Source organism: Haloarcula montana, from assembly GCF_035666295.1.
GTDB lineage: Archaea > Halobacteriota > Halobacteria > Halobacteriales > Haloarculaceae > Haloarcula > Haloarcula montana.
Genome location: NZ_CP142028.1, coordinates 1 through 14,548, shown reverse-complemented (window position 1 = coordinate 14,548; position 14,548 = coordinate 1). Strand labels below are relative to the sequence as shown.

At 61.0% G+C, this 14,548-nt stretch carries 12 protein-coding genes; 5 read left to right on the top strand and 7 right to left on the bottom strand.

Annotation, left to right across the window (positions count from 1 at the left end):
* Positions 1-52: 52 nt before the first annotated feature.
* The 3 genes from VJ109_RS15825 to VJ109_RS15815 all read right to left on the bottom strand — a co-directional run bounded on the left by VJ109_RS15825 (position 53) and on the right by VJ109_RS15815 (position 4,323).
* The gene (locus VJ109_RS15825) at positions 53-1,096 is read right to left on the bottom strand and encodes an alcohol dehydrogenase catalytic domain-containing protein (RefSeq protein ID WP_324760683.1); all 1,044 of its coding nucleotides are present in this window, start codon (positions 1,094-1,096) and stop codon (positions 53-55) included.
* Between the two features lie 120 nt (positions 1,097-1,216).
* On the bottom strand, positions 1,217-2,236 hold the full coding sequence (locus VJ109_RS15820; protein WP_324760681.1) for an SRPBCC family protein: 1,020 nt from the start codon (positions 2,234-2,236) through the stop codon (positions 1,217-1,219).
* Between the two features lie 191 nt (positions 2,237-2,427).
* Positions 2,428-4,323, bottom strand: coding sequence for a CocE/NonD family hydrolase (locus VJ109_RS15815; RefSeq protein WP_324760680.1), 1,896 nt, complete (start codon positions 4,321-4,323; stop codon positions 2,428-2,430).
* Between the two features lie 176 nt (positions 4,324-4,499).
* On the opposite strand from VJ109_RS15815, the gene VJ109_RS15810 reads away from it, so the two are divergent.
* A complete protein-coding gene (locus VJ109_RS15810) occupies positions 4,500-5,864 on the top strand; it encodes a uracil-xanthine permease family protein (protein WP_324760679.1) in 1,365 nt (454 codons plus the stop codon).
* An 11-nt stretch (positions 5,865-5,875) separates the two neighbouring features.
* Here the strand turns inward: VJ109_RS15810 and VJ109_RS15805 are convergent, their stop codons facing one another.
* On the bottom strand, positions 5,876-6,397 hold the full coding sequence (locus VJ109_RS15805; RefSeq protein ID WP_324760677.1) for a universal stress protein: 522 nt from the start codon (positions 6,395-6,397) through the stop codon (positions 5,876-5,878).
* A gap of 207 nt (positions 6,398-6,604) precedes the next feature.
* Between VJ109_RS15805 and VJ109_RS15800 the strand changes: the two genes are divergently transcribed.
* From VJ109_RS15800 to VJ109_RS15785, 4 genes are all read left to right on the top strand, one after another.
* Positions 6,605-8,143 (top strand): uracil-xanthine permease family protein, encoded by a 1,539-nt coding sequence (locus VJ109_RS15800; protein ID WP_434737293.1) that lies wholly within the window; start codon positions 6,605-6,607, stop codon positions 8,141-8,143.
* 165 nt (positions 8,144-8,308) lie between these two features.
* Complete coding sequence (locus VJ109_RS15795; protein ID WP_324760676.1) at positions 8,309-8,719, top strand: hypothetical protein; 411 nt, start codon at positions 8,309-8,311, stop codon at positions 8,717-8,719.
* 38 nt (positions 8,720-8,757) lie between these two features.
* Positions 8,758-10,179, top strand: coding sequence for a dihydroorotase (locus tag VJ109_RS15790; protein ID WP_324760675.1), 1,422 nt, complete (start codon positions 8,758-8,760; stop codon positions 10,177-10,179).
* 201 nt (positions 10,180-10,380) lie between these two features.
* Complete coding sequence (locus VJ109_RS15785; protein ID WP_324760674.1) at positions 10,381-11,139, top strand: IclR family transcriptional regulator; 759 nt, start codon at positions 10,381-10,383, stop codon at positions 11,137-11,139.
* Between the two features lie 543 nt (positions 11,140-11,682).
* Here VJ109_RS15785 and VJ109_RS15780 read toward each other — a convergent pair.
* The 3 genes from VJ109_RS15780 to VJ109_RS15770 form a co-directional block, all read right to left on the bottom strand.
* Positions 11,683-12,447, bottom strand: coding sequence for a cyclase family protein (locus tag VJ109_RS15780; protein WP_324760673.1), 765 nt, complete (start codon positions 12,445-12,447; stop codon positions 11,683-11,685).
* A gap of 566 nt (positions 12,448-13,013) precedes the next feature.
* On the bottom strand, positions 13,014-13,367 hold the full coding sequence (locus VJ109_RS15775; RefSeq protein WP_324760671.1) for a DUF7970 domain-containing protein: 354 nt from the start codon (positions 13,365-13,367) through the stop codon (positions 13,014-13,016).
* Complete coding sequence (locus VJ109_RS15770; protein ID WP_276223418.1) at positions 13,364-14,209, bottom strand: ParA family protein; 846 nt, start codon at positions 14,207-14,209, stop codon at positions 13,364-13,366. The genes VJ109_RS15775 and VJ109_RS15770 overlap by 4 nt, the downstream gene beginning before the upstream one ends.
* Positions 14,210-14,548: the final 339 nt, after the last annotated feature.

Sequence of the window (14,548 nt, the reverse complement as noted above, 5' to 3'; positions counted from 1 at the left end):
CAGCGACGACACTCCCCCGCTGGCGTGTTCTCACCGTGGAGACGGACAGGCGTCATCGGGCGGGGTCCAGAATCGTCATCCCGAACGTGTCCCCGTCCCGGATGTCCGCGTGCACCGCGGGCACCGCCGACAGTCCGACCTCGTCCGTGATCACAGGGTCGATACGGCCGTCAGACAGCAGGCGCGCAGCACGAATCACCTGCTGTCTGGTCGCGTACCGTGATCCCATGACCGAGGCTTCCTTCACGACGAACTCCTTCAGCGGCGGCGCGAACGACCGGTCGTGGTGGGTCGTCAGTGAGACGACCTGCCCGCCCATCGCGAGCGCGTCCCACGCGGCTTCGAGCGTCGGAACGTCGCCGACGGTGTCGACGACGACTGACGGGCCGTCGCCGTAGCGGGTCGCCGATCGCAGTCGTGCCGTGAAGTCGGGGCGGCTGGCGTCAATCGTCGATACCGCCGGCCCGGTGACGCTCTCGACGTGTGCCAGGCGCTCGTCCCGAACGTCGGCAGCGAGAACCGTCGCACCACGCGCGGCGGCGAGTTGGGTCAGATGAACGCCGATACGGCCGGCCGCGCCGATGACCAGCACGGTGTCCTCGTCACCGATGTCGGTCCGCTCACAGATGTGAAGTGGAGTCGCCACCCCGTCGGCGGCGATCGCCGCGGCCCCGAAGGAGAGGTCGTCGGGGATCGGCAGGGCGTTTGCCGCCGGGAGCGTCGTGTACTCGGCGTACGCGCCCTGGGTATTCACGCCGAGCCACCCGCCGAAGTCGGTACACTGGTTGGCGTCCCCGCGCCGGCAGGCGTCACACCGGCCACAGGTGAGATAGAAATACGCCGCGACGCGGTCGCCGACAGTGTGGTCGGTGACGTCTTCGCCGACGGCGTCGACGACCCCGGCGAACTCGTGTCCCGGCACTCTCGGGACGAGCCCCGGGTCGTCGTCGAGCCCGCCCTGTATCGCGTTCTCGACGGTGCGTGTGACGCCACAGGCACGGACTTCGACGCGGACTTCGTCGGGCGCCGGGTCCGGTCGTTCGCGTGACTCGACTGCCAGTTCTTCGCCCCAGTCAGGGAGTACAACAGCCTTCATACGTGATCGGTCGGGCATGGCCCGTTGGTGGTATGTCGTTGCACAGTAAATGCGGTTTGGTTCCCACGATCGCTGTCAGCGATCGGCTGACAGGACTCGATAGGTGCTGGTGTTCGGGGCTTACGGACGGCTCTCCAGCCTGTCAAGCGGGTTCTCGCTCGTTGCGTCGCTGGCGGTGATCGGTTCGGCCTCCGCTGTTTCTGGGGCCGGTTGGTCGTCGTCGATCTCGACTGCGTCGGCTGATTCGTCCGTCTCAGCCGAGGTCGGATCGGCAGTTACCGACTCTGACGCGTCCGCCGACTGTGACTGTTGCCAGATGATCGCGCCTGCTGCGCCCAGTGCGGCCGTCAGTCCAAGCACCAGCAGTGAAGAGCTGTCCTCGGGTGCGGCGGGCTGTGGGGTCGGTTGCTCCGTCGCTCGTGGGGTTCCGGTCGACGGGGTCCGTGTGGGGACCGGCTGTCGATCGCTCCCCCGGAGCCGACGCCAGAGTCCCGAGCCGAGGAGGCCGAGGACGACACCGGCAGCGAACGACTGACCGTTGCTTGGCCCGTCACCACTGGTCATCGAGACGGCCTTGCCGACCACTGTACCGACGGCGTCGGCACCTGCCGATTCGGTCGCCGGTTCCGACGCCTTCTCAGAGAGCGCCTCGGTCTCCTCGCTACTCGCCGCCTGGAGCCTCGACTCCGCAGGTGTCCCCGCGTTGACGTGTGCCTCCATGTCCTGGAAGAACTCGTTGACTAGCTTGTCGGCGACGCTCCCGATGGCACGTTCGCCCATGCTCGCGATGATCCCGGAGATCTCCGCGTTGGCCTGCCAAGACACCGTCGTCGTCCCGTCGCCGTTGTCGTGAAGCTCCTGCCAGGCGGTCACGTCGAAGGAGTTCCGGCTGGCTTCACCCGTCGCCTGTATCTCCAGTCTGTTCGGCCGGTCACACTCCGTCACGATGGCCTCGACGTCGAAGGACGGTTTGACGCTTCCGACGCCGACAGAGAGCCCAGCGACGATGTGTGACGGACTCTCCAGGACCATCTTGTTACAGCCGGGGGCACAGTCCAAGAGGATGTCCGGGTCGGTGAAGTACTTCCAGAGTTCCTCGGGCGATCCGTCGACCGTGAATTCGCCGCTGAACTCCATCATCGGCCCGTGTCACCTCCGACTGCACCTGGTCGTCGGCCGGCCGTCTCTGGGTCTGTCGCCGCTCCGTCGTGAAACGATTGCTGTATCATAGTTGTCGTATCCGGTGGGTCGTCACCGTCGCGACCGCCACTGTTCGCGGTGTGATACTGTAACGTGGTCGCTGTTCACACAAATATCTATCGTCGGAACCGCTATTTGTCGGCCGGCTGGAGCGGGAGTTCGATGTGGGTCGGATACTCCTCGCTGTGGTGGACGGTGTTCGTGGCGACGTTGTACTCGCGGTCACCGTACAGCGGTCCGCCAGTGTTGTGGTTCACGTCGTACCGCGGGAAGTTCGACGAGGAGATGTCCAGTCGGATGCGGTGGCCCGCCTTGAACACGTTCGCCGTCGGGTACGGCTCCATGGTGTACTCGTGGACGGCACCGGGCTCGACGAAGTCCGGGGTCTCCCGGTAGCCGCGGTAGCGGCCGCGGCAGATGGAATCCGCCAGGTTGAGCGCGAACCCGTCCTCGAACTCCTCGCTCGGCGGATACTCGTCGATCAGTTTGGCGGTGAAGTCCGTATCGGGTGCGTCGGTTTCGCCGTACACCGTGACGGAGATCGGGCCGGCGATGCGCATCGGTTCCTCCAGTGGCGGTGTCCGGAAGACGAGCACGTCGTCGCGGGTCTCCAGCGGTCTATCGGCCCGTTTGGCCCCGAGCGTGTCCGCTCTCGTCCGCTGGTCGTATCCGCCACGCCCGGTCATATCTACCAGATTCCGCTCGGAGAGCGGATACTCCAGGATACTCTCCTCCCGTGGCTCGTAGGTGATATACGACGAGCAGTTCCCGCCCAGCGTTGGCACGGGGTTCTTGGGGTCGAACTCGTAACTCGTGTGTGACTCGGCCTCGCTCGGGGCCTCCCGCCGGAGGACGCCGTCTTCGTGTGCGTAGAGGGCAGTGAACTCCGTTTCCGGAAGCGGCCAGTCCGACGCGCTCCGCCAGGAGCCACCATGGAAGAGGCGACCGTCACGGGACTGGTGACCATCGCCTTCCCCCATCTGGAAGAACTCGACGGTCGACTGGTCGGTCCAGGTGTCCGCGCCTTTCAGGTAGTGATCGAAGAAGTCCAGGCGGGTCTGCTGGTAGTCCATCAGCGCTTGCTCACCGAACTCCAGTTCGCCGGAGTAGGACTTGTTCCAGGACGGCAGCGGGTAGCTGTTCCACCCGTGTGTCCAGGGACCCATGAGGAGGAAGTGGTCGCTGTCCTTGCGTTCGGCCAACGCCTCGAAGTTGTCACAGGTTGCCTTGGTGTAGGAGTCGTACCAGGCGCCCGCGTAGACGGTCGGCACGTCCGCGCTCTCGTCGTAGTAGGCCTCGAAGTTGATCCCCGGGGACTGCCAGAGCTCGTCGTTGGCGTTGCCCGATGTCATGATGTCGAAGGTCCACTCCTCGTAGTCCGGGATGTGTTTGAGTGGTGATTGGCCGGGCTGGATCGGTCCGTCTTCGAGCACCTCCCGGACATCGACGTTGGCGAGTGCCTGCTGGATGTCGTCGTCTTCGAGCGCGCGCTTGGCGAACCCGCCGCCCAGGGTCAACGCCCAGCAGAGCCAGCGCAACTCGAAGGCGCCGTTGTGCCGGAACGTCGCTTTCCGCCCGTTCGCGGCCCCCTGGTTGACGAACATCGCTTCGAGGTGTGGCGGGTCCTGGGTCGCCAACGCCGACTGTACCCACGCCCCGTAGGAGGTGCCGAAGGTGCCGACCTGTCCGTCACAGTACGGCCGGTCGGCGAGCCATTCGACGGTATCGTGACCGTCCTCGGCCTCGTTCTTGAAGATGTAGAAATCCCCCTCGCTCTCGAATCGGCCCCGACAGTCCTGGATGGCGACGACGTACCCTCGCTTCGCGTACCACTCGCCGTGGCGCTCCATGCGGCCGCGCTTGCCGTACGGCGTGCGGTCGAGCAGTGCCGGTTTCGGCTCCGAGATCGGATCGCCCGTCTCGGGGTCTGTCGGCCGGTAGATGTCGGCCGCCAACACCGTGCCGTCACGCATCTCTACCGAAACGTTCAGCTCTGCTTGCACTCCGTACGCTGGTTCGCTACGCATGCTACGACCGAGCACCAAGAGCGTAAAATAACTTACGTACGGGGCGATCCTCGGGTACGCCCGGCGGGCAGACGCTGGGATCTCACTCTGTTACAGGCATGGTGGCTGCTTTCGCCTCTCGGCCATTCCTGACACGACAGTATGATTTATTACGAACAGTTTACGTACGGGATATCATGGGGATCGATCCCACAGATAGTGAGAACGAGAACAGTATTGTACAGTACGCTATCGAGGACAAGCCACCGCTCGGCGAAGCGATTCCGCTGGGGTTGCAACATCTGGGAGCGATGTTCCTCTCGACGGTCGCACTGCCGTTAGTCATCGCCGGCGCGATCGGCCTCGACGGTGCACAGACGACCTACGTCGTCCAGATGGCACTGCTTGTCGCCGGTCTCGCGACGCTCGTCCAGGTGTACTCCGTCGGCCCTGTCGGTGCACGGCTCCCGGTCGTGATGGGGACCAGTGCTATCTTCGTCGCGCCGCTCATCAGCATCGGGACGTCCTTCGGTGTCGCGGCGGTCTTCGGTGCCGTCATCGTCGCCGCTCCGGTCGAGATCGTCATCGGCTATTTTTACGACGATCTGCGACAACTGTTCCCGCCGCTCGTGACGAGCATCGTCGTGATGCTGGTCGGACTGACGCTGATTCCAGTTGCCATCGACTACGCGGCGGGTGGACCGGGCGCGGAATCGTATGGCGCGTTCGTGAATATCGGATTGGCACTGCTCGTGTTCGTGGTCGCGATCGGACTCAACCAGTTCTTCGAGGGGTTCCTGTCGGTCGCGAGTGTGCTCGTCGCCGTCGTCGTCGGCTACGTCGCGGCGATCCCCCTGGGACTTCTCGACCTCTCAGGCGTCGGGAGTGCTGGCCTGATCTCGCTGCCCAGCCCGCTCGAATTCGGCGTCAGCTTCGAGCCGACCGCGATTCTCATCGTCGCCTTCGCGTATCTCATCACGTCGATCGAGACGATCGGTGATATCGAGGGGACGACCGGTGTCGTCGACAGGCAACCGTCGAACGAGGAAATGGAGGGGGGACTGCTTGCCGACGGTGTGATGAGCATGGTCGCGGGCGTGTTCGGTGCGTTCCCCAACACGTCCTTCTCACAGAACGTCGGCCTGATCGGGTTTACTGGCGTCGCCAGCCGGTTCGTCGTCGGAATTTGTGGGGTGTTTCTCGTCCTGTTGGGGTTCTTCCCGAAGGTGGCCGCCGTCATCAGCGCAATGCCGGACCCAGTTCTCGGCGGCGCGGCGATCGTCCTCTTCGGGATGATCTTCTCGATCGGGCTCCGCATCTTCGCCGATCGCGTGGTATCGTCACAGCGTAACCTGACGATCGTCGCGGTCTCCGTCGTCCTCGGTGTCGGCGTGGAGGTGCGTCCGGACGCAGTCTCGGCCTTCCCCGAGGAAGTCCAGGTACTGCTGGGCTCCGGGCTCCTCGTCGGTGGTCTCACCGCAGTCGTATTGAATGCGGTCCTCCCCGGTGGGAGAGTATCGACCGAGCCGGCGGCTGCTTCCGAGAGCGCCACGACAGAGTAGTTCCGGTCGGATTACCGAACGACCAGTACCGGAATCGGTGACCGGCGGACGACCTTCTCGGCGACGCTCCCGAGGAGCACTCGCGCGACGCCGTCGCGCCCGTGGCTTCCGAGCACGACGAGGTCGTACTCGTTCTCTTCGAGATACTTGACGATAGCCCGGTCGGGGCGACCACGCATCCGGTCGGTCTTGATCTCGGCGCCGTGCTCCGATGCGATCTCTCGTGCCATGCCGAGGGCGGGGTCGCCGGCGTCGTCCTCGTCCGTCTGGTCCGGTGGCTCCCCGCCGGGTCCCGGAAACGCCCCGAGGTCTCCGGGCGCCGAAGCGGAACCGGTATCGGTATCGGTGTCTCCCTCGTCCGCCTCCTCCTGGGTCTCCCCGGATGGTCCCGAGAACGCTCCGAGGTCACCGGTCCCCGAGGAGACGACGTGTAAGGCCGTAAACTCCGCGTCGGGGAAGTTTTCGAGCGCGTACCGGAGCCCCTCTTTCGCGCGTTCCGAGTCGTCCACGGGGACGAGAATACGTTGTCCCATACCGAATCTTGACGGGCATTCATAATATAAGTTGGCCCAACAATTCCGCGTCTATCGTTCCGGGGAATGGAGCTGACCGCTGGAACAGGTTTGAGGTGACCGTGAATAACCCCACCCATCAATAGTTTTATCACCCTGTTAGTATATACCAATCCTATCGCAAGCTATGGATTGCCATGACGAGCATTCCAGCAACCGGTGATACTAATGACAGAATCAGACGACGCAACTGAAGCACGCACCGACGGCGGAAACATGGTAACGTACGGTATCGAAGACAAGCCACCGCTGGGGAAGTCGGTCCTGCTCGGGACACAGCATTGGCTGACGATGGTCGGGTCGACGATCGCGATTCCACTGGTACTCGCCGGAGTCCTGGGGTTCAATGGGGGACAGACGGCCCAGTTGATCGCGACGTTCTTCCTGGTCTCGGGGATCGCGACCCTCGCACAGACGACCATCGGGAACAAGTACCCCATCGTCCAGGGAGGGACGTTCTCGATGCTCGGGCCGGCTATCGCTATCGTCGCCGCACTCGGAGGTGCTGGCGGCGGCGCGAGTTCGACGGTTATGATGCGGGAACTCCAAGGGGCGATCATTGTCGCCGGCGCTGTCGAGGTACTCATCGGCTATCTCGGCATCTTCGGTCGCCTGAAGAAGTACATGGGGCCGATCGTCATCGCCGTGGTCATCACGCTGATCGGGTTGGCGCTCATCAGTGTCCCGCAGATCATCTCGGCTAATCAGAACTGGTACCTCGCGGGTCTGACGCTCGTGCTCATCACGCTGTTCTCGCAGTACCTCGACGATTACTCGCAGGTGTTCAAATTATTCCCCGTCTTGCTCGGTTTGGGTGGGGCGTACCTACTCGCGCTGGTGTTGTCGGTCGCGGGAGTCGTCAATATCGTCGATCTCAGCCCGATCGCAGAGGCGCCGTTGGTGCGTGTCATCACGCCGTTCCAGTGGGGGATGCCGCTGTTTACCACCTCCTTCATCGTCGGGATGTTCGCAGGGATGCTCGCGTCGGCCATCGAGAGCTTCGGCGATTACCACTCCGTCGCCCGTATGGCCGGTGAAGGTGCACCGAACAAGAAGCGCGTCAACCACGGGCTCGGCATGGAGGGGATCGGCAACGTCTTCGCCGGCATCATGGGTACCGGGAACGGCTCCACGTCCTACACCGAGAACATCGGTGCGATCGGTATCACGGGCGTCGCCTCCCGGTACGTCGTCCAGGTCGGTGCGCTCGTGATGATTCTCGTCGCGTTCGTCGGCCCCTTCGGCGCGTTCGTGACCACGATCCCCAACCCCATCGTCGGTGGGCTGTTCCTCGCGATGTTCGCACAGATCGTGGGTGTCGGGCTCTCGCAGCTCCAGCACGTCGATATGAACCAGAACCGGAACGTGTTCGTGCTCGGCTTCGGGCTGTTCGCCGGACTGTCGATTCCACAGTACATCTCCGGACTCGAAAGCGGCGCACTCGAGACCGGGCTCAGCAACGTCCCCGTATTCGGTGCGGTGCTGGGCATCCCGGAGGTCGCTCAGACGATCAGTATCGTCATGGGGACGGAGATCGCCGTCGGCGGACTCGCCGCGTTCATCCTCGACAACACTATCCCGGGTACCGACGAGGAGCGTGGACTGACCCAGTGGGAAGAGATCACCGAGGACGCCGACGAGTTCGAACCGTTCCACCAGCAGTTGCTCTCGGGCGGGGACTCCGGACCGAAAGTCGCTGACGACTGAACTTCGGTCGCCCGATCCACCTAGACTTCTTTTGACTGCTCGGAACGAACTACCGTCACTAGCCCCGTCTTCGACCGAGATCACGTGGCCGAGATGCTGGCGCCGGACACTATCGACTGCGCCCGCTGTCCAAACTGCAAAGTGAGCCCCGTTGCTTTTCGAACTATGACACAGACGAACGACGCCGTCGACGTGACGCGGATGTCGCTCCGCGACAGCGGCTGGATCGGATACACCGACGATGCGGTGTACATCGAACGCGACGGAGAGAAAATACAGATCGACAACGAACACGTCCGGAAGGTAACGCTCCAGTCGCTTCGGTGGGATCTCGCCATCATGAGCGCCCTCCTGATCGGGATCGGCGGCTACGTCGCGATAACCCGGAACCCACTGGTCGGAATCGCGTTCGCCGCCGTCGGCGTGTTGAGCATGTACCGGACGTACGGCAACCGGTACGCGCTCCGTATTCAAGTCGAAAACGAATCCAAACCCGTGACGGTGTATCCGACGTATCCGGTAGAATGCCACGAGACGATCGTCGATAGTATCGAGGATCGCTCTCACGACGGGTAGGAAAAGCTAAGTCGCGTGGGTGAGTGGAGTGAAACAGCATGTCGCAAGCAGACTTGCGGATACGCAATGCCCGAGTTGTGACGCCGAGCGGAACGATTCTGGGCGGTGTCGCGGCGACGGATGGATCGATCGTCGCGGTCGGCACTGACCGGTCGCTCCCCGAGGCAGACCGCAGTATCGACGCCGACGGCAACTACTTGATCCCCGGCTTCATCGACCCGCACGTCCACTGGGGCCTCTCGCGCTACGAGTACGAGTACCACGAGGGGCTGGCCCACGACTTCGAGACGGAGACGCGGGGGGCCGTCCACGGCGGCGTGACGACCGTGGTGAACTTCCTCCTCCAGCCCGATCCGTACCTGCCCGACATGGACTACTTCATCGAGGCGGGCGAACAGAACTCCTACATCGACTTCGGGTACCACGCGATCGTCCACAAGGACCACCACGTCGACGAGATCGAGGGGCTGGCGGATGCCGGTATCCGCTCGTTCAAGATCTTCTACAACTGGTATAAACACGCCTCACCCGAGTTGGGGATCAACCATTCCGATTCCGGACGTGTCTACAAGGTACTCGACAGGGTCGCCGACATCGAGAACGGCGTCGTCATGTTCCACGCCGAAAACGAGGATCTCGCGTACGAGCGGCGCCAGGAACTCCAGGAGGAGGGCCGCAACGATCTCCAGGCGTGGTCGGAGTCCGCACCGAACGTCGCCGAGGCGATGCAGATCGAGAACATCGCCAAACTCACCGACTACACCGACTCGACCGCCTACATCGTCCACATGAGCACGGGCGAGGGGGTCGACATCTGTCGGCGGTATCAGGAGCAGGGCGTCGACATCAACGCGGAGACCCTGCCGGCGTTTCTCGCCCACACCAAGGAGGAAGACCTCGGCGTCTGGGGGAAGATCTCCCCGCCGTTGCGGGGCGAACAGAGCAAGCGGAAACTCTGGCAGGGGTTGCGCGAAGGTGTCGTCGACTACGCTGGCACCGACCACTGCCCGCACAAGAAGCCGTTCAAAGAGAAAGAAGAGGGGAAATACGGCGACATCTGGGACGCGATCCCGGGGGACAACAACGGTATCGAGTACTTCCTGCCGGTGATGATGAGCGAAGGCGTCAACAAGAACCGCATCAGCATGGAGCGTCTCGTCGAGGTCTGTGCCGAGAACAACGCCCGCCGCTGGGGACTGTACCCGCGTAAGGGTGCTCTCGTCGAGGGCGCCGATGCCGATATGGTACTCGTCGATCTAGAGAAGTCCGCCGTCGTCGACGACGACTTCTATCACACCATGGAGCCGCGCTACTCGACGTTCCACGGCGACGAGCTTACCGGCCTGCCGACCCACACCATCGTCGGCGGCGAGGTCGTGGTCGAAGACGGCCAGTTGCAGGTGGAAAAGGGCGGCCGTGACTACCTCCCGAGAGACGCCGACGGCGCCCCGATGCCCTGACAGCCGATACCTGACATCGTTCCACGGATTCGGTTCTCCCTTTGGTTCTGATCGACCACCAGTGGTACCGTGTGACAGTTACACATCCACTATCCCGTCCTACAGAATATTTATTCTGTCTGGCCGGTACATCCCTGCGAATCGGATACTCATTTCATTCTATGAAAAAGATATTTACCCGGTCAAGATATAGCTGGTCGTATGGGCTCCAACGTTCCGGTCAACGCGGTCGAAACGACGCTTCGGATCGCAGAGGCGTTACAGGAACACGAATGTGTCGGCGTGACGAAACTCGCCGACGAAATCGACCTGCCCCAAAGTACAGTGTTCAACCATCTCAAGACGCTGGAACAAAACGAGTACGTCGTCAACGAGGGCGGGTCCTACCGTCTCGGGTGTCGCTTTCTCAAACTCGGTGCGAAAGCCCGTTCGTACCACGATGTCCACGAGGTAGCCCGACCGAAGATAAACCGGCTGGCGAAAGACACCGGCGAGATCTCCGCCCTGCTCGTCGAGGAGCACGGACTGGGCGTGTTCTTACACCGGGCCGAGGGCGAGCAAGCTGTCCATATTGATAGTTACATCAGCCAGCGGATCTCTCTTCACGGTGCCGCACTCGGGAAGGCTATTCTCGCCTCCCTCCCCCGAGAACGTGCCGTCGACATCGTCGAACGCCGCGGTCTCCCGGCGTTGACTGAGAACACGATCACGGACCGCGACGAGCTGTTCGACGAACTCGACCGGGTCGCCGAGCGGGGTATCGCGTTCGACGACCAAGAGCGGCTCAACGGTCTCCGTAGCGTCGCTACACCGATAACTGACGGGGACGGGACTATCCTCGGTGCCGTCAGCATCGCCGGCCCGACCAACCGTATCCAGAACGACCGGTTTCGTGAGACGTTCCCCTCGAAACTTTCCGACATCAAGAACGTCATCGAACTCGACTTGGCCTACTCGTGATCCGTCTTATCCCATCATATGAAATATACCGGTTTCGGGACATCCTTTGCCGGGTAACGGCTGGTGTCTCCCGCCAGGCTATCGTCTCAGTGTCGATTGAACGGAAACGTTCAACAGAATATCAGACGTACGTTTGTTATACCAATGAATCAAGTTAACGATTGACATGGACAAAAGCAACCAGTGACCGAACGTCCATTCAGACAGGCTAAATAGATCGTACCTTATAAGATAACTATCCGAATCGAAAACGTTCGTATCCCACTATGCAGGACACCTTGCGTTCTCGTACGCAGTGATCCAGTCGGAGCGATCAACACCGGTGTGACAACGGCTCTGCAACCCCTGACAGAGGTGACTAGCCGATGCACACACGGCGAGAGACGCGATCGTGTAGCACGTCCATCCCACAAACCGTGTCTCTCGTGGCGGAGTACCACACCCGGTGAACCACGCACGTCCTCCGTGCCAACACCGGGTGCCGTATAACGGAAAACAGTTGCAATTCAGGGAGCGGTCGGTCTGCCGGACCGCGATGCAGTCCTACGTCTCTTTGAACGCGACGACACGGGAGACGCTCGACTCGCCGCCGCGGAACCGCCACGGGAACGTACCGATCTGGACGCGTTCGTTGAGCAACTCCTCCGGCACCTGTGCGTTCTCGACGTGGATGATGCCTTCGGGGAACAGGTCGGTATGCATCAGCTGGTACCCCTCGGGCGGGAATACTTCGTCGAGGTCGTCGACACCGAGGTGGTCAGCCGCTTCGTCCGCCAGTTCGGGACGGATATCACGGATAACGGTGTTCATCGGATGGTCCGCGCTCCCACAGTCGAGGATCAGGTAGTTCAGGTTCTTCTCCTGACACCACTCGGCGAACTCTTTGTTCGGGCCGGGGTGCTTACAGAAGAACCGGTGTGGGTCTGCCTCCTCACGGTGCCACGCGTGTTTCTGATAGCCGGTGTGGATAAAGAGGATATCGCCCTCTTGGACATCGACGACATCCTCGATCATCTCGCTGGTGTAGATATCGTAATCCCCGACCTTGTCGGAGATGTCCGCGACAACAGCGTCGCTGACGAGTTCGTCGAGTGGGACTTCTTCGATGTCACGCCCGTTCGCGACGAAGTGTTTCTCACCGTCCAGATGCGTCCCTGTGTGGTTCATGAACTCGATTTTCTGCCCGTTCACCTTCTCGGTGTCCAGGCTTTTTTCGTACCACACTTTGGGGTTGTCGTAGGTCGGCCACGCTGGGGTATCTCCTGACCACGGCTGTGTCAGGTCGTACATCTCATAGCCATCAAGCATACACTGGTAGCTACACCAGTAACTGAATTAAACCTTGGGTACTGGCCGTGGGACCGAGCGGTTGCCAGCAGTGGATCTGTACCGGCGCTTACAGGGAACCGGATTATTCTGGTCGGTTGGAGTGTCGGAGCAGGGTTTGATTGACTGTGTTCGGCGATCACTGAAGAGTCGTTGAGATGCACGAGCAATTCTCCTGTCTCCACCTCCGCAACTTGTCTCACAGGGACTCCCCTCAGCCAATCGGTGGAGTTCCCGTGAACGATACACCGACACATATTAGCCAAATAGTATAGTTGTTAAGTGTAGCTATTTTATATATCCATTCTGTATAGCTAATGATATGGCTATTCTCGTTCTTGCCGGTATACCTGGCTTACTCGTCCCAACGAGACCACTATACTGAATGGGTAGTTAGATTGAGCGTACGAGTTAGTAAGGTAGTATAGCCAGAGAGTATAGCTAGTATAGTTAGGAAGTATGGCTATTCTTCATAGACGGCCTACTCAGCTGATCAGGAAAGCTATTGACGGTAGTTCAGTAAACCGAAACAGCCGGTCGACGCTCGCTCAATCCCAGTCGTAGCCCCACTCCCGGAGTTCTTCGACGACGAGCTCTGGATTGTCCATCGCGACAACGAGCGCCGCTTCGAGCGCATCAGTCTTGTAGACGTCTTCGCCGAGTTCGTCTTCGAGGGTCCTGATAAACGAGGATTCCCTTTCCTCGATGTGTGGTCTAAGGAAGATCGGTCGCTGTTTCCTGTCAGCTTTTACTGACGACCGTCGGAACTTGTACGGAATTTCCGGAGAACTATCGATGGATTCGGGCTCCGTCGCTGTTGAGTCCGGTGATCGGTCAGGCTCGGACGATGTACTCTCCGAACTCGGTTCGGCAAACGGATCGTCTCCGGATCCCGATTTCATGCTGTTGCCTCCTGTTCCTGTGGCGAACGCAACCGAGCGGCTAACTCTTCGAACTGTTCGAGCGTCTCCAGTTCGTAGTCGCGCTTCCGGGACCTGTGTGTCTCGACGTACTCGAAGGCGGAACACTGCTGACGCCAGCATCCTTCGAGAAGAGACGTCCGCTCACGGAAGACAACAGGGACATCGTAGTCTTGGTTTCGGAGTTCCTCAAGCATCTCCTGTTGATCATTAGTCCCCTTGAATCGGTTCGGGACAGCAGCGAGGACACCGACGTTGATATCGAGCGTCTGCTCTAACCCATCGACGAGATCTGCGAGGCCTGTCACCGACTGTTGACCCTTCCCACTGGGCTCGAACGGAATCACGAGGTTCCGCGTCGCGTGGATCGCGTTGTATAGCTTTACGTCCGCTGTGGCCGGCGGGTCAACGACGACGGTATCGTATTTTTCGGGGACGCCTGCCTCCTTTAACACACGGAGTAACTGAACGTTCGGATTCCAGTTTTCGCCGAAATCGGCCGCCTCCTCTTCTCTTCGGCGGAGGTGTTTCGAGAGGACCTCCAGCGAGTTGTGGGCGGGGACGATATCGACACCTTCGGAACGCTCGATGAGGCCGCTAAACTCGCCGCGTGGCCGCTCGACGAGGTGTCTAACGAGACTGTCGGCGTCCGAATCTGTACGGTTGTCCGCCACGTCGAAGAGATACGAGAGGCTCCCTTCCTGTGGGTCCATGTCGATCGCGAGGACGTCGTTTCCGGCCCTCGCATCAGCGACAGCGAGGTTGCCTGCCAGCGTTGTCTTCCCGACACCACCGGCCTCACTGTACACCGTGTAGGTGAGCATACGTGATCGTTCGGCGGATGCCGACTTAAAGCTTAGTCAGACGGTATAGCTATATAGCTCAGCTATATAATCTGGCGGAGTCGACTGTCGCCGAGGTAGTGGTGAGTTTGCGAAACTCGAACCACGTCAGCGGGGCTAATCGTGTGGAAGCGCGATCGGTATATCGTATTCTGATACTGGCTCCGGGCACTCGGCGTCGGTTGCGCTCATGCCACCGGCAAGACGCGTAAACCACTCACATGGAACAGAACCGTCGAAAACAAACGTAGCCCTTGTCCCGTAACACAATCATAAATGATATCTCGATATATCCACTTTGGTCGGTGTCGGAAAAGTAGA